The sequence below is a fragment of the Corynebacterium glyciniphilum AJ 3170 genome (assembly GCF_007673095.1).
Classification (GTDB): Bacteria; Actinomycetota; Actinomycetes; order Mycobacteriales; family Mycobacteriaceae; genus Corynebacterium.
On the sequence record NZ_VDYZ01000017.1, the window covers coordinates 23174 to 43489 of the forward strand.

16 protein-coding genes and 1 other RNA gene are annotated in these 20316 nt (G+C 65.3%); 3 read left to right on the forward strand and 14 right to left on the reverse strand.

Annotation, left to right across the window (positions count from 1 at the left end; all coding sequences use genetic code 11):
- Positions 1-35 precede the first annotated feature (35 nt).
- The 6 genes from FS507_RS14485 to ftsE form a co-directional block, all read right to left on the reverse strand.
- Positions 36-641: a hypothetical protein gene (locus FS507_RS14485; protein ID WP_145943496.1), complete on the reverse strand. Its 606-nt coding sequence runs from the start codon at positions 639-641 to the stop codon at positions 36-38.
- On the reverse strand, positions 638-1849 hold the full coding sequence (locus FS507_RS14490; protein WP_145943497.1) for a tyrosine-type recombinase/integrase: 1212 nt from the start codon (positions 1847-1849) through the stop codon (positions 638-640). Before FS507_RS14490 ends, FS507_RS14485 begins: the two co-directional genes overlap by 4 nt.
- Positions 1850-2001: 152 nt before the next feature.
- Positions 2002-2379: a transfer-messenger RNA gene (gene ssrA / locus FS507_RS14495) on the reverse strand.
- 88 nt (positions 2380-2467) lie between these two features.
- Positions 2468-3019, reverse strand: a complete 552-nt coding sequence (gene smpB, locus FS507_RS14500; protein WP_038549935.1) for an SsrA-binding protein SmpB — start codon at positions 3017-3019, stop codon at positions 2468-2470.
- A gap of 21 nt (positions 3020-3040) precedes the next feature.
- Entirely contained in the window at positions 3041-3943 is a 903-nt protein-coding gene (gene ftsX, locus FS507_RS14505) for a permease-like cell division protein FtsX (RefSeq protein ID WP_145943498.1), read from the reverse strand.
- A 15-nt stretch (positions 3944-3958) separates the two neighbouring features.
- Positions 3959-4648, reverse strand: coding sequence for a cell division ATP-binding protein FtsE (gene ftsE / locus FS507_RS14510; protein WP_145943499.1), 690 nt, complete (start codon positions 4646-4648; stop codon positions 3959-3961).
- A 113-nt stretch (positions 4649-4761) separates the two neighbouring features.
- On the opposite strand from ftsE, the gene FS507_RS14515 reads away from it, so the two are divergent.
- Together FS507_RS14515 and FS507_RS14520 are read left to right on the forward strand one after the other, a co-directional pair.
- The gene (locus FS507_RS14515; RefSeq protein WP_186314707.1) at positions 4762-6384 is read left to right on the forward strand and encodes an AbgT family transporter; all 1623 of its coding nucleotides are present in this window, start codon (positions 4762-4764) and stop codon (positions 6382-6384) included.
- Positions 6385-6813: 429 nt separating this feature from the next.
- A complete protein-coding gene (locus FS507_RS14520) occupies positions 6814-10308 on the forward strand; it encodes a proline dehydrogenase family protein (protein WP_145943500.1) in 3495 nt (1164 codons plus the stop codon).
- Positions 10309-10481: 173 nt separating this feature from the next.
- On the opposite strand, the gene FS507_RS14525 is transcribed toward FS507_RS14520, so the two are convergent.
- On the reverse strand, positions 10482-11156 hold the full coding sequence (locus FS507_RS14525) for an aminoglycoside 3'-phosphotransferase (RefSeq protein ID WP_260853519.1): 675 nt from the start codon (positions 11154-11156) through the stop codon (positions 10482-10484).
- A gap of 171 nt (positions 11157-11327) precedes the next feature.
- Here FS507_RS14525 and FS507_RS14530 point away from each other — a divergent pair, with 171 nt between their 5' ends.
- Complete coding sequence (locus tag FS507_RS14530; RefSeq protein WP_145943501.1) at positions 11328-11945, forward strand: class I SAM-dependent methyltransferase; 618 nt, start codon at positions 11328-11330, stop codon at positions 11943-11945.
- Here FS507_RS14530 and FS507_RS14535 read toward each other — a convergent pair.
- The 7 genes from FS507_RS14535 to prfB all read right to left on the reverse strand — a co-directional run bounded on the left by FS507_RS14535 (position 11932) and on the right by prfB (position 20304).
- Positions 11932-13131, reverse strand: coding sequence for an RtcB family protein (locus FS507_RS14535; RefSeq protein ID WP_145943502.1), 1200 nt, complete (start codon positions 13129-13131; stop codon positions 11932-11934). The genes FS507_RS14530 and FS507_RS14535 overlap by 14 nt on opposite strands.
- Positions 13132-13650: 519 nt before the next feature.
- Entirely contained in the window at positions 13651-14994 is a 1344-nt protein-coding gene (gene galK, locus FS507_RS14540) for a galactokinase (protein ID WP_145943503.1), read from the reverse strand.
- The gene (galT, locus tag FS507_RS14545) at positions 14967-16136 is read right to left on the reverse strand and encodes a galactose-1-phosphate uridylyltransferase (RefSeq protein ID WP_186314709.1); all 1170 of its coding nucleotides are present in this window, start codon (positions 16134-16136) and stop codon (positions 14967-14969) included. Before galT ends, galK begins: the two co-directional genes overlap by 28 nt.
- 14 nt (positions 16137-16150) lie before the next feature.
- A complete protein-coding gene (locus FS507_RS14550; protein ID WP_145943505.1) occupies positions 16151-16465 on the reverse strand; it encodes a hypothetical protein in 315 nt (104 codons plus the stop codon).
- Between the two features lie 26 nt (positions 16466-16491).
- A complete protein-coding gene (locus tag FS507_RS14555; protein ID WP_145943506.1) occupies positions 16492-18144 on the reverse strand; it encodes a sodium:solute symporter family protein in 1653 nt (550 codons plus the stop codon).
- A gap of 23 nt (positions 18145-18167) precedes the next feature.
- Positions 18168-19085: an aldose epimerase family protein gene (locus tag FS507_RS14560; protein WP_145943507.1), complete on the reverse strand. Its 918-nt coding sequence runs from the start codon at positions 19083-19085 to the stop codon at positions 18168-18170.
- A gap of 85 nt (positions 19086-19170) precedes the next feature.
- On the reverse strand, positions 19171-20304 hold the full coding sequence (gene prfB / locus FS507_RS14565) for a peptide chain release factor 2 (protein ID WP_145943508.1): 1134 nt from the start codon (positions 20302-20304) through the stop codon (positions 19171-19173).
- Positions 20305-20316: the final 12 nt, after the last annotated feature.

Here is a 20316-nt window from a genome sequence, read left to right on the forward strand (position 1 = left end):
GTGGAACAGAGAATAGACCAAGCTGTCTGCCGATGTCAACTCCTGTCCCACCGAGACACGGTATGGCGAAGCTTCTCTGTGGGCGACATCGACGGTGAGCCGTCCTCGGTGAACGGACTACGAACAAGCCGTCCCGCGTCCTCCCCCGCCACGGGCGCGATGTCGTCCGAGGTTAGGATGATGCTCTTCCTCCCCGTCAGGACGGTCTCGAGAGGCACCAGGCCGCGAACATGGGCGCTTGCGACGAACACACCAGGAACGATCTCGGCAGAGTCGCTAACCTCGTCCTCGTCCACGTAGGCGGTCCACGTGATCCGTGGATTGCCACCACTAGAGCGATACAAGCCGTTGAGATCCCTGTCGGTGACCTGTTCCTCGTCGATCTTCCGCATAGCCTCTGAGAGCGTCCAGGACGCTACTTCCCCCAGGCTCAGGCGCGGGTGCTCGGCAGGGATCGGCGCGAAGTTCGCTCCGCTGGACTTGGCATTGACCTGACCTACGACAATCGCGTTCCCGTCGACCGCGAGTGTCCATCCGAGGACGTCCCCCGCTCCCGCCAGACGCCACGTTGAGACCAGGTGCCTTTTCTTTACCTCCGGATTGAGCTGTAGCCACCGTCCGAGTGCATCCGCCTTCGTCATCGTCCAGACACCTTCTTCATGAGATCCGTAGGCCGGTTGGCCTTCACCTTCATATACACGCTAACGATCGTCGTCAGGTCTTTCTGTCCGAGGATAGAGCCGATCTCGGCGGGCGTAGCTCCGCTCTCTGCCAACTCCACAGTGAGCCAGTTCCTCCCGTAGTGGGGAGTGATGTCGGCTCGGACTCCCGCCTTCTCCCGCGCTCGATTCCAGATCGACCTGAAACTCGTATCCATGACGACCGCGCCGTTCCTCGTCGTCGTAAGGTACTCGTCCCCCGCAGCGGACGCGGTGGCCTTCTGGTTGAACACGATGCCCTCGAAGCCGTCCAGGACAGGCACCTCACGTTCTCCGGAGACGGTCTTCGTGCCCTGTCGAACCATCATCGTGTGACCGTCCTCGACGATGCGCTGGACGTTGCCCTTGACGCGGATCTTCACGGATGGCAGCAACGGGCCGATGAAGAGCTTCCCGTCGACGGTAGGCCGGTCGTCGTCCGTCAGCTCGGAAACCAGGACATCGTCAGGCTCCAGCCCTAAGGCCTCACCGATCCGCAGACCATGGAACGCACACATCACCGCGACGAAGCGATAGGCGTCAGGTACATGGTCGACGATGGCCCGTAGCTCGTCGCGGGTCGGCAGCTCCTTCGTCTTCGTGGTGATCTTCTTACCGGCCTTGCGCACCTCGACAGGGTTCGCGGGGATCATCTTGCGGGCCACGGCCTCACCGCAAGCGGCCTTGAGCCGGACGTAGGCCTTACGACTCGTTTCCCGTCCGCTGGCCTTGCGGTCGTCTCGTTCCGGGAACTCACGCTGTAGTCCGTCCCACCAGTCCTGCACGTCTTCGGCGGTCAGATCGACCAATGGGATCTTGGCTATGGGGTATGCGTGGATTCTTGAGGCCGTATGGTTCCGGTACGTCCGCAGAGTCGACTTCCGCAGCCCTTCGGCTTCCTTGATGTCGTGATACCGGTCCAACCACTGACCCACGGTTAGCTTTGAGCGCTGCTTAGCCGCGTAGCGCTCTGCGGGATCCGTCCAGTCGCCATCGCGAATCAGGGCACGCTCCTTCTCTAGCCATGCTCGTGCCTGAGACTCCTTGACGAACGGTTCGGGGCTGGAGTATTTGCGACCGGCAACCTGGTATCGCGCAGACCACTTCCCCTCACCGGTTGGTCGGACGGTGCCGAAGCTACGTGGTGCCATTGGGGGCTCTCCCTGGTCTGGTCTGGTCTGGATCCTGGTCTGCGACCGTCGATTCTGGTCTCAAACTGTCATCTCCAGTCACTTTCGGAGACTAGCGAAAAACCTCTTGACATGCGAAAACCCCCGGTCACCTCAGTGGTAACCGGGGGTATCTGTGGAGCCGCCGGGAATTGAACCCGGGTCCTTCGCGACCTCGCCAGGGCTTCTCCGTGCGCAGTCCGCGGCCATCTCTGCTCGGCTCTCCGGGTCATGCGGACGTGCCCGGACGATGAGCCCAGTCGCTCTGAAATGTCCGCTACTCGCCCGAACGACAGGACGGTAGCGTCAAGTCCCTTAGCTGATGCCAGTGACCGGGTCAGGGACCTACCCGGGCTGACAGACACGCGGTCGCTGATTAGGCAGCGAGGGCGTAGTCGCGCTGAGTGTTCTTCTCGGCGCCTATAGGTTGCTGCGACGCTTACGGTGGTCTCCAGCCTGCACCGGCACGCTTCCCCTGGCTCAATGCACGAAGTCGAAACCTGATCGACCCCTTGTGGTGCATCCCTGTCACCGGAAAGCTCGGCGGTGGCAGGATGACTCACTCTAGTTCGGGTGAGTTACCCCAGTCAACCTGGTGACTCAGCCCTTTATTCCCTTGATCCGACGACCCAGCTCACGGGTCGCCTCACGCTCCTCGGTACGGCGCTTGATGTCCTGACGCTTGTCGTAGTCCTGCTTACCGGTGGCCAACGCCAGCTCAACCTTCAACCGTCCTGAGACGAAGTAGAGCTGCAGCGGGACCAGGGTGTTGTTCCCGTCCCGGACCTTCCCCATCAGCGAGTCGATCTCGCCGCGGTGGAGCAGGAGTTTACGGACCCGACGTGGCGAGTGGTTCGTCCACGTCCCCTGCGCGTACTCGGGAATGTGGAGGTTGCGCAGCCATACCTCGCCGTCGTCGATGGTGGCGAAGGCGTCCACCAGGGACGCCTTGCCCTCACGCAGCGCCTTGACCTCGGTGCCGACCAGGGCGACCCCGGCTTCGACGGTGTCGAGGATGCGGTAGTTGTGGCGGGCCTTACGGTTGGTGGCGACGACGAGCGGGCCACCGTTCTTCGTGCCGGCTTTCCCCGACTTGGCGGCCTTCTCGCCCTTTTTACGTCCGGAGTCCACCGGTGTGCTCTTCTTCGCCATAGCCCGAAGAATTCTACCTGCTTACTTCTTCACGTACCAGCGCAGTGTGACCTGCGCAGTCACCCCGGCGACGAGGGCTCCCGCCACGATGATGAACGGGGAGACCAGCCATATGTCGGCGGCGGTGATTCTGGCGATCAGGTTCGCGTCGTACAACGACCCCAGTGCCTGGTCAAGAAGGAAACTCTTGCCGAGCAGCAGCGCACCCACCGACAGCAGCGAACCGATGAGGGACGCCAGCACCGCTTCCAGGATGAACGGCGCCTGGGTGTACCACCGGGTCGCCCCCACCATGCGCATGATGCTGGTTTCGTGCCGGCGGGAGAACGCCGCGAGCTGCACCATGTTCATGATCAGGAAGACCGCGGCGACCGCCTGCACTGCGGCGAGGACGAAGCTGGCGTTGCGCACCGCGTCGAGGTTCTGTGTCGCCCCGCGCAGGTCGTCCTGCTGGTCGACGATGGTCGCCACTCCGGGCTTTTCGGCGATCTCGTCGATGGGGCTGGTGTCCAACGGGTCGGCCAGACGCACGTGCAGCGCCGCCGGGAAGGCATCCTGCGAGGTCTGTTCGACGAGAACGGGGTCGGACTGGCCGAAGAGTTCCACGAACCGCTCATAGCTCTGGTCCTTGTTGCGGAAGGTCACCGATTCGACGTCATCATCGTTCTCCAGAGTGTCCCGGATGTCCTTGCAGACGTCACTGGAGCAGTCGAGGTCGCTGGCGGAGATCTCGTCGTCGAGCTGGACCATCACCTCGATCCGGTCGAGGTAGAGCTCCTTGGTGTCGGCGGTCATGTTGGTGATCAACACGCCGGTGGCCAGCAGGGCCAGGGAGATGGCGGTGGTGATGATCATCGCCACGGTCATCGTCACATTACGGGTCAGCCCCGCGAAGGCTTCCTTGAGGACGAAACGGATCTTCATGGTCGTGTTCCTTCCCTAGCGCCCGACGGCGTAGATGCCGTGGGCGTCGTCGCGGACGAGCTTTCCGTTGGACAGTTCCAGCACGCGCCGCCGCATGGAGTCCACGGCGACGTCGTCGTGGGTGCTCATCACGACGGTGGTCCCTCCGCGGTTGATGCGGTTGAGCAGTGCCATGATCTCCGCCGAGGTGTCCGGATCCAGGTTGCCGGTGGGCTCGTCGGCGAGCAGGACGAGAGGACGGTTCACTGAGGCCCGGGCGATGGCGACCCGCTGCTGCTCACCGCCGGAGAGTTCGTCGGGCATCCGCTGACCCTTACCCGCGAGGCCGACCATGTCCAGAACCTCGGGGACGGTTTTCTCGATGGCGTCGCGACGCCGACCGGTCACCTCCAGCGCGAACGCGACGTTGTCGTAGACGTTCTTGTTCGGCAGCAGCCGGAAGTCCTGGAAGACGTAGCCGATCTTCTGCCGCAGCTGAGGTGTCTTCCGCTTGGGGAGGGTGTTGACGTGGAAGTCGGCGACGTGGAGTTCGCCGGCGTCGACCTCCTCCTCCCGGATCATGAGCTGCAGGAAGGTCGACTTGCCCGACCCACTGGGGCCGATGAGGAAGACGAACTCCCCTTTCTCGATCTCGACCGAGATGTCCTGCAATGCAGGCCGGGTGGATGTCCGGTATGTCTTGCTGACCTTGTCGAATGTGATCACGTCGCTACCGTACCCGACCCCGTGGGACAAAAGAAACAGATGTGACTGCTGTGACAAGTCTATTTCCGTACATTTCCTGCACACCCCCTGCCGCGTTGGTAGTCTGCTGCCCCATGACGCCACAGGAGACCCCGACCTCGTCGGAGACCCCCGGAGACCACAGAGACACGGACACCCGGAAACGGGGAGACCGACCCCACGGTTTCCTGGGATGGGTGGAGTGGCTGGGCAACAAGCTGCCCAACCCGTTCTGGCTCTTCGTCATTCTCGGCGGCCTCGTCCTCGTTATCAGCTGGCTGGGATCACTGGCAGGTTGGTCCGCGTCCGATCCCCAGACGGGGGACCCGGTCGAGGTGACGAACCTGCTGACCACCGACGGCCTGCACCAGATCGTGACCGGTGTGGTCACCAACTACACGGACTTTCCGCCCCTGGGCGTGATCATCACCGTGATGCTCGGTGTCGCGGTCGCTGAACATGCCGGACTCATCAGCGCCCTGGTGCGGGCGATGGTGGCGAAGACCGGACCGAAGACCCTGACGTTCGCCGTCGCACTCGCCGGTGTCACCGGTTCGGTGGCGTCGGATGCCGTCTACGTCATCGTCATCCCCCTCGGCGCGATGGCCTTCCACGCCATCGGACGCTCACCGATCGTGGGCGCCATGGTCGCCTTCGTTGCATCCTCCGGCGGCTTCAACTCCTCGCTCGTGCTCAACATCACCGATGTCCTGCTGTCAGGACTGTCCACCTCTGCCGCGCAGATCGTCGATCCAGACTATGTGGTGAACCCGCTGTCGAACTACTTCTTCGTCATGGCCTCCGCGATCGTGTTGTCCGTCATCATCACTCTGGTCACCGAACTGTTCATGAACAGGCGCATCCACCAGCTGGTGGACCACGACCACGTCAATTACGAGGAAGTGGCCTTCACCGACGAGGACGGGAACGAGGTCAAGGACCTCACACTTCAGGACAAGGAGAGCCGCGGACTGAAGATCACCGGCCTGGTCAGCCTGGTCGGACTCGCCGTCTACTTCGCACTGCTCTTCGTGCCGGGGTCTCCGCTGCAGGGCGAGGGCGGTGAGGTGATGGACAGCCCGTTGATCACGGACATCGCCGTACCGATCGCGCTCGGCTTCTTCCTGTTGGGCACCGTGTACGGTGTCGTCGTCGGGACAGTGACCGCTCCCGCCGACATCCCGGAGTTCATGGTCCGCGGACTGAAGACGCTGCTGCCGATGATGGTGCTGTTCTTCGCGGTCTCGCAGTTCCTGGCCTGGTTCGAATGGTCCAACCTCGGGAACTTCCTGTCGATCAAGGGCAGCGAACTGCTGCAGACCTGGGACCTGCCCCCGGTGGTCCTCTTCATCGGTTTCATCGTGATGGTGTGCCTGCTGAACCTCATGATCACGTCGGGTTCCGCCCAGTGGGCGCTGATGGCACCGGTCGTTGTGCCGATGATGATGTACGTGGGCATTTCACCGGAGGTCACACAGATGCTCTACCGCATCGGCGACTCGACGACGAACATCATCACCCCCATGAGTCCGTATTTCGCGCTCGCCTTGTCCTTCCTCACCCGGTACTACAAGAAGGCGGGGCTCGGAACCCTGCTGTCGATGTCCATCCCGTACTCGATGGCGATGCTCGTCGGATGGTTCCTCTTCTTCCTGGCATGGTGGGCTCTGGGCATTCCGCTCGGCCCCGGTGCACCGATGGAGTACCCCGCGAACTGATGACCTGGCGGACAACGACGATTTCTGTCTGAAATCGAGCGGAAGCACGCTATTCCCCGTTCATTTCATACAGAAACCGTTGTTCACCCACCTGCAAGGGTGGTGCACGGGCACACCCGTGACCGCGCTCCCACCGGCACAGTTCCTGACGTGCGCGTAGGCTCGGGCCCCAGATCACCCACGGGCCCACTCTCCTCTGCCCCGCGCGGTGGAACAGAACGCCGCCGTCCGACGACACCCCGGACACGTACGACGAGAGCGAGGAGCACCGTGCTGCACCACCTACCGTCATCTGGCCTCACGGCACTGACAGGTCTCCGACCGGTCGGAGACCGTCCTCCTGCTGCAGAGTGACTACCCCAGCTGACCAGCTCATTCACCGTCACTGACACACCCGGGCCGGCGCACCGGCCCGACAGGAGGTCACCCATGTCCCCGAACACGTCCCCAGCCGCCGCAACCACCCGTCCAGAGCACGCCGACGACGTGGAAGCCGTGGTCAAGAAGTCCCTCGATCTCGCCGACACCTGGTTGCAGGTCAAGGAAACCAGCAAGTCGACCAAGCAGCTCGCTGACATGGTCCACGAGCCCAGCGGCGTTGAGTTCACCTTCAGCTTCGTCGACCGCGTCGCCCGCCCCGAGGACAACAAGGTCGCCGCCGACGAGTTCGCCAAGATCGCCCACCCAGTCAAGCGTCAGGCGCCGGTCCCCGGCTTCCTCGGCATCGTCGACCAGATCCTCATGACCGCAGGGTCGATCGCCGCGCCGCTGCTCCCCCAGATCGTGATGCCGATCGCGCGCGCGTACCTGCGCTCCGTCGTCGGACACCTCGTCCTCGACGCCGAGGGATCGACCATGGACAAGATGCTGGATAACGCCCGCGAATCCGGCTTCCGTCTCAACATCAACCTCCTCGGCGAGGCCGTCCTCGGTGAGGACGAGGCCGTGCGCCGCCGCGACGACCTCATCGACCTGGTACGCAACCCCAAGGTCGACTACGTCAGCGTCAAACCCTCCGCCGTGGTGTCCCAGCTGAACCACTGGGACCTCGACGGATCCACCGAACGCCTCAAAGAGCGGCTCCGGCCGCTCTACCGCGAGGCCATGAAGCGTTCACCTCACCCCTTCATCAACATGGACATGGAGGAGTACAAGGACCTCGACCTCACCCTGAGGATTTTCACCGAACTGCTGGACGAGGAGGAATTCCTCGAGCTCGAGGCAGGGATCGTCCTTCAGGCGTACCTGCCCGACTCCTTCGACGCCCTCCGTCAGTTGACCGAGTTCGCCCGGAAACGTCGTGACCGTGGCGGCGCAAAGATCAAGGTCCGCATCGTCAAGGGCGCGAACCTCTCGATGGAGCGGGTGGACTCCGAACTCCACGACTGGCCCCAGACCCCGTACCTGACGAAGGCGGAGGTCGATGCCAACTATCTCCGACTGCTCGACTGGGTACTGCGTCCGGAGCACTCCGACGCCATCCGCATCGGTGTGGCCACCCACAACGTCTTCCACATGGCGCTGGCCCACGAACTCTCGGTTGAGCGGGGCGTCGAAGACCAGATCGACGCGGAGATGCTCCAGGGCATGGCACCCGCGCAGGCCGAGGCGGTACGCGATGTCGTGGGCGAGGTGATCCTGTACACCCCGGTCGTCAAGAAGGAGAACTTCGACGTCGCGGTGAGCTATCTCGTCCGACGTCTCGAAGAGAACGGCGCCAAGCAGAACTTCCTGTACGCCATGTTCACCCCCGAGAATGACGAAGAAACAGGCATGACCCCGATGGAGGGGCAGCGCGAACGCTACCTCGCCGCTGTACGTGAACGGTGGTCCACCGACGCAGGCCCCCGTCGGACGCAGGACCGCACAGAGGAGTCCCGTCGGAAGCTCGGGGCGCGCTCCGCCAGCGTTCCCGGCAACTTCGTCAACGAGCCGGACACGGACTCCGACCTGCCGGCCAACCGTGACTGGGCGGCACGTATCGTCGACCCGTCCTCCGACCCGGGCCCGGCGGTCAGTGAGGAAGTCACTGACCCCGCCGTCGTCGACAAGGCTGTCGAACGCGCCCTGGGAGCACACGAGGCCTGGGCTTCCAGAACCGGCGCCGAGCGCGCCGAGATACTGGACCGTGCCGCGGACGCGCTCGCCGACAACCGCCACCGTCTCATCGCTGCCGCCGTCCACGAGGCCGGCAAGACCGTGGCGGAAACCGACCCCGAGGTCTCCGAGGCCATCGACTTCTGCCGCTACTACGCGGAATCCGCGCGCAAGATCGACCGCCACCGTGGTTCCACCTTCACCCCCTACCGGACGGTGGCCGTCGTCCCGCCGTGGAACTTCCCCATCGCGATTCCCGTCGGCGGCTGCATGGCCGCACTGGCCGCCGGTGCCTGCGTGATCATCAAACCCGCGCCGCAGACCCTGCGCATCGCGGAGGTCTTCGTCGAGGCCCTGCGGGAGGCAGGTGTCACCGAGGACATGCTGCAGCTCGTCAACGCCGACGAGGGGGACGCAGGTAAACGCCTGGTGTCCCATGAGGACATCGACTCGGTGATCTTCACCGGCGGTTCCGAGACCGCCCGGCTGTTCCGTTCCTGGGATCCGCGGATGGTCATCAACGCCGAGACCTCCGGGAAGAACGCGATCATCGTCACCCCGGCCGCCGACCCGGATCTGGCGGTGTCCGACATCCTGGCGTCCGCCTACGGACATGCGGGCCAGAAATGCTCCGCCGCGTCACTGATCATCACCGTGGGATCGATGGGCAAGTCCAAGCGGTTCATGGGGCAGCTCGTCGACGCCGTGAAGTCGCTGAATGTCGGGCCGGGAAGTGACATCTCCACCGACATGAACGGCATCATCGAACCCGCCGGAGACAAACTCCTGCGCGGACTCACCAAGCTGGACAAGGGTGAGAAATGGCTGGTGAAGCCCGAGCCGCTGAACGGGACCGTGGATGACGCCACCCTGTGGAGCCCCGGCCTCCGCGACAACGTCCGCCCCGGCGCCTGGTTCCACACCCATGAGTGCTTCGGCCCGGTCGCCGGCGTCATGCACGCCGACACGCTGGAAGAGGCCATCGAATGGCAGAACTCCACGGGATACGGTCTGACCGCCGGCCTGCACACCATCGACCGCGACGAGACGGCCTTCTGGCGCGACCGGGTCGAAGCCGGCAACGTCTACGTCGAGCGGGGCATCACCGGCGCCATCGTCCAACGCCAGTCTTTCGGAGGTTGGAAGGGCTCCTCCATCGGCAACGGCGCCAAGGCAGGCGGCCCGAACTACGTCGCCCAGCAGGGATACTGGACTGAGGGAGACATCAGCGAACTCCACAGCGGCAGCGTCTCCACCGAAATCACCCAGATGCTGCGCGAGTTCCACGGCATGGCACATCCGGTGCTCACCGAGGACGACCACCGGTGGCTCCGACGCGCCGCAGAGTCGGACGCGCAGGCCTGGACCTCCGAGTTCGGTATCGAACACGACCGGACAGCCCTGGTGGTGGAGTCCAACGTCTTCCGTTACCGGCCGCTGCTGGAGCCGCTGCGCGTACGCATCGGCACGAACGCCAACCTCCGTGACCTGCTGCGACTCTACCTCGGCGCGTCAGTGACCGGGACCAGACTCGACGTCTCCGCAGCTGCGTCCGTCGCGTCGGAGATGGGCGAGCTGGCCAACCGGATCCGCATGGTCTCCGACACCGAGTTCGCCGCAGAAATCGGTGTCCAGCCGAGTGTGCGGATCCGCACCCTCGGTGACGTCGACGAGGGCCTCTACGAGGCTGCCGCGCGGTCCGGTTCCGTCGTGCTCGACCGCCCCGTCCTTCCGGACGGTCGCCGCGAGTTGCTGCCGATGCTGCTGGAGCAGGCCGTGACGACCACGGAGCACCGCTTCGGCTACATCCACGGCACCACGCCGTAGGGAGTCGTGAGGGTGGCGGCGGGAATCGATCCCGCCCACACACTCGTCTGCTACCCCAGGTTTGTGTCGGTCTCACCCCCTGAGAACCGACACAAACCTGGGGTCATGTGTTGTTCAACCGCGGATCCCGCTGCGCCGTCCTCATCCACGCGCGGGAACAAGCGTACGGCCCGCTACTCCGCATTCCATAAACGGCGGTAGTAGTCGATACGCTCCGGGTCGGGGTCTGCACCGTAGGCCTCCCAGAAACCCGTCTCGTCGGCGTCACCGTAGTTCCATGCCAGAGACATCGACATCACCGCAAGATCCGCCCACCGGTCGGCCACTCCGAGCCGGGCGAGATCGACGTGCGCGAGGAATGAACCGTCGTCCCCGATCAACGTGTTCGGCGCACAGGGGTCACCCTGACACAGCACCAGACGGTCAACCGGCGGAACGGAGTCCAATGGCGTAACCCCACGGCGCACACCCAACGCAGCGAGCCGTCTTTCCGCACTCCAGTCATACGGGCATCCGCCAATCGGCACGCTGTGCAGTCGACGGAGCCCCTCCCCCAGCGCACGCAGTGCCGCCTCTGGTGTCGCACGCCATCGCGCCGACACCGCGCTCTCACCCGGCAGTGCCCTGGTGAGCAGGACCTCGCCACTTCCCCTGGTGTCCAGTTCAATAACCTCCGGCACCGGATGACGCTCCCGGAGCCAAGTCATGCGTCGTGCCTCGTTCTCCAGCGACTCTCCCGACGAGGCCGGGTTCCACTTCGCGTAGATCTCTGGATGCCCCGGCGTCCCGGCGACAGCGAACGTCAGTCCACCTGCTTCATTACGCCAGACAGGCTCCACACCTTCCATACTGAAGCTATGAGTCTCAAGCGTCCGGCGGAGCATTTCTGGCACCCGTAGCTCCCCTGCAGGTGGTCCGGCGAGGGCCGGGGGAACAGTCACGACGTCTTTCCCATGGTCACCATGGGTCTCACCCTACCTCCACGACATACGGCCGGAAGGGCCGTTAGGATCATCCTCATGACACCTACCGTGGCTGCAGGAGCGTACGGCGCCCGGGCTGACGAGTACATCAACGCGGTAGGACGTATCGACCACGCCGCCGACGCGGATCTCCAGTTGATCGGCAAATGGGCCCAGAGCGTCGATGGCCCGATCCTCGACGTTGGATGCGGCCCCGGCCAGTGGACACATTGGCTGGCCGCGCAGGGTCTCGCCATTGAGGGGATCGATCCGGCCCGGGAGTTCATTGGCCGGGCACGTCGAATGCATCCGGAGGTCCCCTACCGCATCGGACGTGCCGAGAACCTCGACGTCCCTTCCTCTTCCCTCGGCGGGGTCTTGGCCTGGTACTCCCTGATTCACTCGGCCCCGGGCGAGGTTGCTACGGCTCTCGGAGAATTCGCCAGGTGTGTACGGCCCGGAGGTGGTCTACTCCTCGGCTTCTTCACGGCCGCAGAACACGGATCCTTCGACCATGCCGTCACCACGGCCTACCACTGGCCACTCGATGCCCTCGAGAAGCTCGTCGGAGAGGCCGGTTTCACGGTCACCCACGCAGCAACACGATGCGGGCGTCCTGAACGCACCCACGGGGAGATCATCGCGGTCAGGAACTCAGACGCTACGTCCCCTTGACGTTCATCACCTGGCGCAGCTTGTGCACCACGCGGACAAACGGCTCGGCGTCGGCCATGACCACGTCGATGTCCTTGTACGCGTCCGGAATCTCATCGACGAAAGCGTCACCGGGCCGGTAGACGATACCGTCCATCCGGGCGTCCAGGTCCTCCGCACTGAAGCGCTTACGTGCCTGGTTCCGCGAGAACCGACGCCCCGCACCGTGGGGTGCCGAGCGCAGACCCGGCGCGAAGCCACGTCCCTCGACCACGTAGGACGCCGTCCCCATCGACCCGGGGATCAGCGCTTTCACTCCTTCGTCGGCGCGGACCGCACCCTTACGGGTCAGCCACACCGTCCGTCCGTAGTGCTGCTCTTTGACGGTGTAGTTGTGGTGGCAGTTGATCCGTTCGGTCTCCTCGACCTGCCTGCCGACCCACTCGCCGAGCAGTGTGGAGAACCTGTCCATCATCTCCTCGCGATTCAACCAGGCGAACCGCTGCGCCCAGGCGAGATCCCGCAGGTAGGAGTCGAACTCGGGAGTGCCCTCAGGCAGGTATGCGAGGTCCTGGTCCGGGAGCTGCACCCAGAACGTACGCATCAGCCGCTGGGCGGTCTTGATGTGCTTCTGCGCGATCTTGTTGCCGACCCCGCGCGAGCCGGAGTGCAGGAACATCCAGACCCGGTCTTCCTCGTCGAGACACAACTCGATGAAGTGGTTACCGCCGCCGAGCGACCCCAGCTGCTGACGCCACTTCTTCGAGTGCCCGAGATCCACACCGGTGTTCTCCGCGAGTTCGGAGAGTTCCCGGGTACGTGCCTCCGCGGTTCCACCCAGCACCCAGCCGTTGTAGCGTCCGGGGGACAACGGAATCGTGCGCTCGATGGCGTCACGCAGGTCCGTGAGTTCCCGTCCGGCCAGATCGCCGCTGCTGAACGATGTACGTACACCGATCGTTCCGCAGCCGATGTCCACGCCGACGGCGGCGGGGATAACGGCTCTCTCAGTCCCGAAGACGGTACCGACGGATGAGCCTTTACCGAAGTGAGCATCGGGCATCAGCGCAACGTGGGGGAATACGAAGGGCAGGCCGGCAAGCTGGCGTGCCTGGTCGAGGGTGTTGTCGTCGACGTCGGAGGCGAAGCTGAGGAGCTTGTTCTCCTTCAGCGTCACTCCCGGTATGTCGACGGAGTCAGTGGACATGATGGTCGTCCTTTCTGGTGAAAGGGCGAAGCAGTCAGGTACACGTCCGGGGAGCGAACCGACTGCTGACAGCAGGTTCTCAGGCTCTGTCAGCGTCCTCAGCGTGATGTCTCAAGCGTGACTTCCGTCCGGACGGGGCACCGACGCCTCGCCCGGAACATGGGTGAGAGTCAGTGAAGGCTGCGTGGCTGCAGCGACCACGTAAAGGGGGCAGCGGGCAGCGTCGCGAGCACCGGCAGGTGCTGTTGCACATGCAGGCGCTGGACCTGGAGGTCACGATGCTTCGTGTCCATGCCACTCCCCTTCCCGGAGCTCTGACTCGTCATTGGCTTGTGCCCGGGGCGTTCTGCTCCGGGCCGCCTGATCATGACACAGTTTCGTCGGTTCGACAAGGGCCAGGTCTCGCGGTTCCCGGGTGTGAAGGCGCAGAACCCCAGGGTTGTGTCGGTTCTACCGAGCCGGGACCGACACAGCCCCTGGGGTTCTGCGGCGACGGGCACCGTGGACGGTGAACGCCCGTCACCCGATCCGGCGCGCCCCGGCGGACGGTTCCGCGATGAAGAACGCCGGGTCCGGGAAACCCCGCTCACGGGCGGCCGTGGCCACACCTGAAGCGACGCGCTCTACCCCGTCATTCCCGACCAGCGCGATCACGCTGCCCCCGAATCCGCCACCGGTCATCCGTGCACCCCGTGCCCCGCAGGCCAGCGCGCTCTCCTGTGCACAGTCCAACTCGGGCACCGTCACCTCGTACAGGTCACGGAGGCTTGCATGGCTGGCGTTCATGAGCTCCCCGAGCGAGGTGGTAGTGCCGTAGGCAGGAAACGCCCGGCCGTCCCGCAGTGCCGGTACAGCACCGTCCCTGGTCCGTCGGATCTCGTCGACGACGTGTCGGACGCGGCGCAGAGCGGTCCTGGTAATTTCTTCCTGTCCCGTACCTCCGAGCAGGTCACGGGCCTGCTCGGTGGCCGACCACCTCGTCACCGCGTCCTCCACCGCCGTGACGTCCACCGACGCCACCGCCTCCCCCAGCGTCGCCGCACCGAGATACCCGGCAACGGCGTCGATCACGCCTCGCCGTGACGCATACTGTCCGTCAACGAGCCGGTGCTGCGCATTGGTGTTGATGATCAGCAGCGACAGACCCACCGCCGACAGGTCGCAGGGAACCGTCTCGACCGAGTCGTCGAGGAAGTCGACGGCCAGAGCCATCCCCACACGTCCGTAGAAAGCGCTGCGTTGGTCGAGCCCGCCGGTTGACGCGCCGACCACCTCGTTCTCCGCCCGCATGCATGCCGCAACCAGCCGTGGAAGATCCTCGGTACCGGGTGTCCGGCCGGTGGCGAGTTCGTAGGCAGCCAACGCGACAGAACACTCGAGTGCCGCAGAACTGGACAAACCGGCACCAACGGGGACATCGGACACCAGGGCGACGTCCAGGCCGTCACAGCGCGGGATCACCCCGTCCTGCAGGCCCGCCCACACTGCACCGGCCGCGTACCCCGCCCAGCCGTCGGGCTGCTCAGGGCCCACGTCGTCCAGGCTGATCTCCGCGTACTCGGCAGCGTCCGCCCCCGGCGGCACGGACACCAGTCGCAGCAGACCGTCTGTCCGACGTCCCACGGCGGCGGCGGTGTTCTGCGGCAGCGCGAACGGCAGGGACATCCCGCCGGCGTAGTCGACATGCTCGCCGATGAGGTTCACCCGCCCCGGCGCAGCCCACACGCCCTCGCAGTGCGCACTGTCACCGAAATGGGTCGCGAAAAGTGCGCGGGCATCGGACGCGAGCCGGGCGTCGTCGCGGGTCGTCCACCAGTCAGGTGTCCCGTCAGGTGTCACTGCCACTCCTTGTCGCCGGGCCATACCGCACGCATCCTCTCCGCGACCGCCTCCGGTGTGGTGTCACTGATCCAGGCGCCGAAGGCCGATTCCGAGCCGGCGAGGAACTTCATCCGGTGCGGTGAGCGCATCAGGGAGAACAGCTGCAGGTGCAGACGCCCCTCCCCGCGCAGTGACTCGTCGTCCCCGGTGAGCCGTGACTGTACCGGCACCTGGTTCCACGCGGCGATGTACGGGGTGCGCTCCACGCCTTCGAAGAACCGGTCGACGGCCATGTAGAGCGGCTTCAGCACACGTGCCAGCGCCGCGCGTTCGTCCCGGGTGAGGTCGGTGAAGTCGGCGACGGGACGGTTCGGCGTCACCATGACCTCGACAGGCCACTTCGCCGCGGCGGGGACGAGGACGGTGAACTCCTCGGTGCTGAGGATGATTCTCGTACCGGCGCGACGCTCGGCGGCGAGCATGTCGTCGAAGAGGTCACGGCCGGTGGTGGCGCGGCGCTCGCGGGCGTTCTCCAGGACCTGGCGGGAGCGCGGCGGCAGGAAGGGGTAGCTGTAGATCTGCCCGTGCGGGTGCTGCAGTGTCACCCCGATCTCCTCGCCGCGGTTCTCGAACGGGGCGACCTGGACCACGCCGTCGATCCGTGACAGGGCCGCGGTGCGGTGCGCCCAGGCTTCGACGACGGTTCGGATCCGGCTCAGCGACAGGTCACGGAAGGACTTCGTGGTGTCCGGGGTGAAGCAGATGACCTCGCAGGCGGCTTCCGCGGGGCGCCGTGGGTACAGGTCCTGTCCGTCGACGGTCCACGCGTAGTCGGCCGGGTCGTCCGGCATGGCGATGGACGTCGAGAAGGACGGGAAACGGTTGCCGAAGACGACGACGTCGTAGTCGTCGGCGGGTACCTCCGTCGGCAGATTCCCCGGCGTGGTCGGGGCCAGCGGGTTCTCGTTCGCCGGCGGCATGAACGTGCGGTTGTTGCGGTGCGCGGCGTAGGTCACCCACTGGCCGGTCAGCGGGTCGCGTCGCATCTCGGATTCCGCCACGGTCTCTGGCAGGTCCCGGGAGTCGTGGAGTTCGCGGGTGGCGCGTCCGGCGAGGACGTCCGGGTCGTCGTCGAAGTAGATCAGCTCACGGCCGTCGGACAGGCGGGTGGGGGTGATCTTCAGCGGGTGCTCCCCCATCAGTCGTCGGACCCCGGCAGTTTGTCCTCGTCGATGAGCGACTCGTCGACGACGACCGGGTTCAGCTTCGCCCAGAGGACCAGCACCCCGGCGACGACGAGCAGGGCGACACCGGTCCAGAGGTTGTCCACGGAGGACTTTGCCTCGCCGGTGTCGGGGTTGACCCCGGGGTCGAGGAATGCGGCGCAGAGCAGCAGGACGACCCCGTAGATGCCGAGCAGGGCCGCGGTCACGGTCCGTATGTCGAAGGCGCCAGCCTTGTGCTTCGTCGGAGCTGCAGGATCGGTGGTCTGGATGTCAGGCGTTGCAGTCATTGTTCTCTCCTTTCAGGTCAGCGGAATCAGTGGAAGACGATGTTGAGGATCACGGTGATGGCGAGAGCCAGCATGCCCAGCGGGACGGTACGGCGGTACCAGGGCAGCGTCTTCTCCTCGGGGTCCTCGAGCATCGCCTTCGGGGTCACGGACTTCACGAAACCGACGAGTTCCTTGTCCGGTTTCGGTGCGGTGAAGGACGTGACGATCACAGACACCAGGATATCCACGACGAACGCCAGGCCGGCGGCGACGAACGCCGTACCCTGGCCGGGCAGGTTCACCAGCGGGTCCTCGCCGAGAGAGAAGGCCCAGAAGATGATGGCGGCGGCGGTACCGGCGACCAGGCCTGACCAGCCGGCGTGCGGGGTCATCCGCTTCCAGAACATACCGAGCAGGAAGGTGGCGAACAGTGGGGCGTTGAAGAAGCCGAACAACGTCTGCAGGTAGTCCATGACGTTGCCGAAGTTGTTGGCGATCATCGCGGTGCCGACGGCGATGACGGTGGCACCGACGGTGGCCCAGCGTCCGACCTTCAGGTAGTAACCGTCCTTACGGTCCTTGACCACGTAGGCCTGCCAGATGTCGTAGCTGAACACCGTGTTGAACGCGGAGATGTTGGCCGCCATACCTGCCATGAACGACGCCAGCAGACCGGCGATCGCCACACCGAGCAGTCCGGTGGGCAGCAGGTCACGCATGAGGTAGAGGATCGCGTCGTTCGGGGCGGCGTCCCCGCCGTCACTGTAGGCTGCGACGACGACGGAGGCGATCATGCCCGGGACGATGACGATGAACGGGACGAACAGCTTCACGAAGGAGCCGATGATCGGCGTCTTACGCGCAGCACTGATCGAGTCGGACGCCATCGCGCGCTGAACCTCGACGAAGTTGGTGGTCCAGTAGCCGAAGGACAGGACGAAGCCCAGGCCCAGCACGATACCGATCACGGAGAGCACCGGGCTGTTGAAACCGGAGAGTTCCTGCGCCGGCCACGCATGGTTCTGGAAGTCCTGGACCTGCTCCTTGAGCCCGCCCCAGCCACCGACGCGGTTCAGGCCGATGACCGTCAACGGGGCAAGGGCGGCGACGATGACGAAGAACTGCAGGACCTCGGTGTAGATCGAGGCCGACAGTCCACCGAGGGTGATGTAGGACAGCACGATCACCGCGGCGACGACCAGTGTGACCCACAGCGGCCAGCCCAGCAGGGCGTTGACCACCTTGGCCAGCAGCACCAAGTTCACCCCGGCGATGAGCAGCTGGGCGACGGCGAAGGAGAGCGCGTTGACCAGGTGAGCCCCGTTGCCGAACCTGCGCCGCATGAACTCCGGCACCGAGCGGACCTTCGAGCCGTAGTAGAAGGGCATCATCACGATGCCGAGGAAGATCATCGCCGGCACGGCGCCGATCCAGAAGTAGTGCATGGTCTGCAGGCCGTATTCGACACCGTTGGCGGACATGCCGATGATCTCGACGGCACCGAGGTTCGCGGCGACGAACGCCAGGCCGGTCACCCAGGCTGGCAGACCACGCCCGGAGAGGAAGAAGTCGATGGAGCTGGAGACCCTGCGTTTCGCCGCCCAGCCGATGCCGAGGACGAAGATGAAGAACAGGGCAACCAGCGCGTAGTCCACCCAGCTCGCGTCGAGCCGGAGGACGTTCTGTGCGGTCTCCATGAGGGATGCGCTTTCTGTCGGGGTCAGGAAGGGGCGAGCACGTCGAGGCGCCAGGAGCAGGTCAGGCTCTCCCCCGGCGGTAGACGTGCCAGGCCGACGCCCGAGTTCAGGGCGTCCGGAGGGGCCGTCATCGGTTCCACGGCGACGGCACGACCTCCCGGGCGGCCGGGATAGGGCATCCCGGTCCGGGCGTCCGGGGTGAAGATCTGGAACCAGCGCAGTTCCGGGGAGGTGCTGAGCGCGACACCGGCCCCGTCGGGACGCGACAGGACGAACCTCGGGCCGTCGGTCCGCAGGCAGTGGTCGAGCACACGTCCCGCGAGGGGGTTCTCCAGGTCAGGCAGCACTCCGACGTCCTCCTGTTCCTCCCCGCACGGCAGGCCGCGCTTGTCGAGGGGCACGTGCCGGTGGGCCGGCACCGTCAGTGAACAGGTGTCGGTCGAGGCACCGAGTGCCGACGGGTAGAGATGGAAACCGACGGCCGCGGGCATGTCCGTCGCGCCGTCGTTACGCAGCGTGAGGTCCGCCCGCAGTCCGTCCTGGGTGATGCGGTAGCGCACCGACACGTGGACAGGCCACGGCCATCCGGGCTGCGGCCCCGGTGCGACGACGAGACGGACGGAATCCGTCTCATGCGCGGCCACGGTCCACTCCCGCTCAGCGACGAAGCCGTGCAGGGCAGTGGACTTCCCCGGTTCCGTGATGCCCAGTCGGTGATGCCGGCCGTCGAAGCTGTAGGCCCCGTCCCTCGTCCTGTTCGGCCAGGGGGCGAGGACGACATTCGCGGACAGGGGTGCGGTGGCCGGCTGCCCCGGGCCGCCGTAGCCCTCGAGCATCTCCATCCCCCGCCAGGTCAGCTGGGAGGGGCCACCACCCCGCAACGCCAGGGTCGCGGCACACTCCCCCGAGACGATCGCCACGCTCGTCGGGCCAGCTGTCATTCAGCTCACACTAGTCCAGTGTGCTTAAGGAAGGAACCTTAGATTTCCACGGCCGTCCGGCAGGAGTTCCCCCAAGGCCTCCGACCTATTCCCCGTCGCCCTGCTGCTCCGCCATCCGCCAGCGGATCCCCGCCTCCAGCAGCCCGTCGATGCCACCGTCGAGCACCTTGGACGGGTCGTTGACCTCGAAGTTCGTCCGCAGATCCTTGACCATCTGGTACGGGTGCAGCACATAGGAGCGCATCTGGTTACCCCAGGAGTTCGAGCCATCGCCGCGCAGGGCGTCCATCTCGGCGGCCTCCTCCTGCCGCTTACGCTCCAGCAGCTTCGCGGCGAGGACGCGCATCGCCGAGGCCTTGTTCTGGATCTGCGACTTCTCGTTCTGGCAGGTCACCACGATGCCGGTGGGAATGTGGGTCAGCCGCACCGCCGAGTCGGTGGTGTTCACCGACTGGCCGCCGGGGCCGGACGACCGGTAGACGTCCACACGCACATCGTTGTCGTCGATGTCGACGTGGTCAGAGGTCTCCACCACCGGCAGGACCTCCACTTCGGCGAAGGAGGTCTGACGGCGGCCCTGGTTGTCGAAGGGGCTGATGCGCACCAGGCGGTGGGTCCCCTGCTCCACCGACAGGGTGCCGTACATGTAGTCGCCGTGGACGACGAAGGTCGCGGACTTGATGCCGGCCTCTTCGGCGTAGGAGATGTCGTAGACCTCGACCTTGTGTCCGCTCTTCTCCGCCCACCGGGTGTACATGCGCATGAGCATCTCCGCCCAGTCCGCGGCGTCCACCCCACCGGCGGCGGAACGGATGTTCACGACTGCCTCGCGCGAATCGTATTCGCCGGAGAGCATCGTCGTGACCTCGAGGGAGTCGATCTCCTCGCGCAGGTCGGCGAGTTCGGTCTCCGCGAGTTCCGCGGCCTCGGCGGCGTCGTCGCTCCCGGATTCCCTGGACTCCTCCGCCATCTCGTACATCACGGGCAGGTCGTTGAGCCGGTCACGCAGACCGCGGACCTTCTTCAGCCGCGCCTGGACGTGGCTGAGCTGGCTGGTGATCTGCTGGGCGTGGTCGGGGTCGTCCCAGAGGGACGGGTCGGCGGCCTGGTCCTCGAGTTCGCGCGCGCGTGACTCCAGCTCATCAAGGTCGAGCACCTTTTCGATCGTGGTGAGGGTGGAGTCGAGGTCGTCGATCGCGGAGGTCACATCGGGCTGCATGGTCGTCCAGTC

Excerpts from the sequence above, each read along its gene's own strand:
- FS507_RS14485 (WP_145943496.1), bottom strand. The coding sequence starts at position 641 with ATGACGAAGGCGGATGCACTCGGACGGTGGCTACAGCTCAATCCGGAG.
- FS507_RS14490 (WP_145943497.1), bottom strand. The coding sequence starts at position 1,849 with ATGGCACCACGTAGCTTCGGCACCGTCCGACCAACCGGTGAGGGGAAG.
- smpB (WP_038549935.1), bottom strand. The coding sequence starts at position 3,019 with ATGGCGAAGAAGAGCACACCGGTGGACTCCGGACGTAAAAAGGGCGAG.
- ftsX (WP_145943498.1), bottom strand. The coding sequence starts at position 3,943 with ATGAAGATCCGTTTCGTCCTCAAGGAAGCCTTCGCGGGGCTGACCCGT.
- FS507_RS14515 (WP_186314707.1), top strand. The coding sequence starts at position 4,762 with ATGACGCCACAGGAGACCCCGACCTCGTCGGAGACCCCCGGAGACCAC.
- FS507_RS14520 (WP_145943500.1), top strand. The coding sequence starts at position 6,814 with ATGTCCCCGAACACGTCCCCAGCCGCCGCAACCACCCGTCCAGAGCAC.
- FS507_RS14525 (WP_260853519.1), bottom strand. The coding sequence starts at position 11,156 with ATGGAAGGTGTGGAGCCTGTCTGGCGTAATGAAGCAGGTGGACTGACG.
- FS507_RS14530 (WP_145943501.1), top strand. The coding sequence starts at position 11,328 with ATGACACCTACCGTGGCTGCAGGAGCGTACGGCGCCCGGGCTGACGAG.
- FS507_RS14535 (WP_145943502.1), bottom strand. The coding sequence starts at position 13,131 with ATGTCCACTGACTCCGTCGACATACCGGGAGTGACGCTGAAGGAGAAC.
- galK (WP_145943503.1), bottom strand. The coding sequence starts at position 14,994 with ATGGCCCGGCGACAAGGAGTGGCAGTGACACCTGACGGGACACCTGAC.
- FS507_RS14550 (WP_145943505.1), bottom strand. The coding sequence starts at position 16,465 with ATGACTGCAACGCCTGACATCCAGACCACCGATCCTGCAGCTCCGACG.
- FS507_RS14555 (WP_145943506.1), bottom strand. The coding sequence starts at position 18,144 with ATGGAGACCGCACAGAACGTCCTCCGGCTCGACGCGAGCTGGGTGGAC.
- FS507_RS14560 (WP_145943507.1), bottom strand. The coding sequence starts at position 19,085 with ATGACAGCTGGCCCGACGAGCGTGGCGATCGTCTCGGGGGAGTGTGCC.
- prfB (WP_145943508.1), bottom strand. The coding sequence starts at position 20,304 with ATGCAGCCCGATGTGACCTCCGCGATCGACGACCTCGACTCCACCCTC.